At 37.8% G+C, this 2,440-nt stretch carries 1 protein-coding gene; it reads right to left on the reverse strand.

From position 1 onward, the window contains the following. Positions 1-241 precede the first annotated feature (241 nt). Complete coding sequence (locus SVZ03_13885) at positions 242-1,726, reverse strand: diguanylate cyclase (GenBank protein MDY6935299.1); 1,485 nt, start codon at positions 1,724-1,726, stop codon at positions 242-244. Between the last annotated feature and the right edge of the window lie 714 nt (positions 1,727-2,440).

Below are 2,440 nucleotides of genomic sequence, written 5' to 3' on the forward strand. Positions count from 1 at the left end.
TTGGCGAATATACCGATAAAAAGATAGATATCCCTATAGAATACAACGCAATGATATCCATCAGTTGTGAATGTTTTTTCTCAACAAAAGGAATAATCCTCATCACGACCTCCTCTTATATCCTTGAGTAGGACTTGTAGCTTCATCACGGCCTAATTATGCCCTAATATGAGTGAGAACATAAATATGTAAGGGAATCTCTTCCTGGTGATCTTCTCCCTCAATCAGTTTCTGCAAAATATTATTCCACCATTTTTATAAATTGCTCAACAATCTCTTTATCTAACTTTCCATACTCAGCTTCCTCGCGAAGAATTGCCAAGGCCTTTTCCTTAGGCAGTGCCTTGTGATAGGGCCTGTCTGAGAACATAGCGTCATATATATCCACTACTGCCATAATCCTGGCCACGATGGGAACTTCATCCCCCTTCAATCCATCAGGGTAACCCGAACCATCAAGCTTCTCATGGTGATACTGAACAGCATATAAGGCAGATCCCAAATTCTCTTTTAATGGCAGGCAAATTTTATAGCCTGCATCTGGATGAGATTTTATAACCTTCCATTCCTCCGGAGTTAAGGGGGAGGTTTTGTTCAAGATTTTATCAGGTATCACAATCTTGCCTATATCATGCAGGATGCCTCCAAGCCTGAGAGCCGAAGTCTCTTTTGCAGACAGACCCATCTTTTGGCCAAGGGCCTCTGTCATATTTGATACCCTCTGTATGTGTCCCTGAGTATAGGGATCTTTGGCCTCAACAGCATTTGCAAGAGAGTAGAGAACATTTTCAATGTCGATTAAATTTTTATTGAGGGATTTTACATTTATCAAGGATTTGATACGCGTTAAAAGCTCCAGTTTATTGGGTGGCTTGGTGATAAAATCATCTGTCCCGGCCTCTATACCCTTAACCTTTGACTCTATATCGTCTAAGGCTGTCAGCATTACTACTGGAATCAGGCGAGTGTATTCATCCTCCTTTAAACGGCGACATACCTCATAACCATCCATGCCAGGCATCATAATATCCAACAAAACCAGATCAACCTCTGCTCTTCTAATAGTAGATAGCGCGTCTTCGCCATTGGATGCTTTAATTACATCATAATCCAATGATAAAAGTAGAGCTTCCTGAAGTTTTAGATTTTTTGGATCATCATCAACCACCAATATCCGTGATTTTTCATGATCAATAATTTTTTCTTCATCATTCAAGAACTCGATCCTGTTCTTCCCCTTTAGCTTGGCTTTCAATAAAAGCTCATCAGTCTTTTTGAGCAAGCTCTCCCTGTTTTTGGCATTATGGGGAAAGGAAGCCAGACCCATACTAACAGTTGGCGTATTTCTGGAAAGCATTTCTACAGAATGCCTGATCCTCTCCATAGATACCAATGCAGACTGGTTATCAGATTTAGTCAGGATTACGGCAAATACATCTCCAGAATATTTCGCTGCAAGGTCAGCCTGACGAATGTTGTTCATGATGATCAAGGCTATCTCTTTTAATACTTGATCCCCTTTTACATGTCCATAACGCTTATTATAGCTTGCGAAGGAGTCGACATCTATCAATGCTAAGGCGAATGATTCGCCATAACGGTCAGCCCTGTTTATTTCACGCTCTAATGACATTTGGAAAAATCCGTGAGCTAAAAGTCCTGTTAGGCTGTCAGTAAGTGGAGCACCTATTTCTTTTTCATAATCTATCATTAATTGCTTATCCATCAATGTCAGCTCTCCGTTAGTTCAAAGGAACCTACTAAAATAATCCTGTTCAATTTAATTCATTTTGGTGTGAATTTTATATTATTTTAACAATGCGAGCTCTGCGTTAACAAAATATTTTAATCATTGAACATTCAATCTACGATTTAGAAGCGATTCAGAGAATAGAAGCCGCTGTCCATTACATAAAATTCAGGTTGTTTATATTATTATAAATAATTGCATAAGAGCTAATTTATTGTATTTATGGGTATTAAACCTATACTAATTGGTAGAAACGATATCAGATATGAATAATCTTAACATATTATTTGATGGGAGTAAATAAAAATATCCTTCCACCTCATCGATCAAGAGGGATCGCAAATCAATACCGGGAGCTATCTAAATATTAATTCTGCTCTTTTGCTGATCAATAATCTAAAGTATTATTAACTCAACTTAATTGACTTTTATTAATTACAGGGTAAAGGGAAAGAAATTCTTGCGGTTAATGAGGGTGCAACTTCCTAGCTTTGTCAAGGGAGGTCTCATTGTCCCAAAGGGATTACACCCTTGACAAAGCTAGGAAGTTGCACTATACAAAGAAAATTGCTCTGGCAGATGAGTGAAAAGTCAGTCAAGTTGAGTAAAGTTTTATTTAATTATGAAAACTATCCAATACCCTTCTTCTTCAAGAATGATATAAGATTAGTTATACTATCCAGATTTTCT

The sequence above is a fragment of the Spirochaetota bacterium genome (assembly GCA_034190085.1).
Classification (GTDB): Bacteria; Spirochaetota; UBA4802; order UBA4802; family JAFGDQ01; genus JAXHTS01.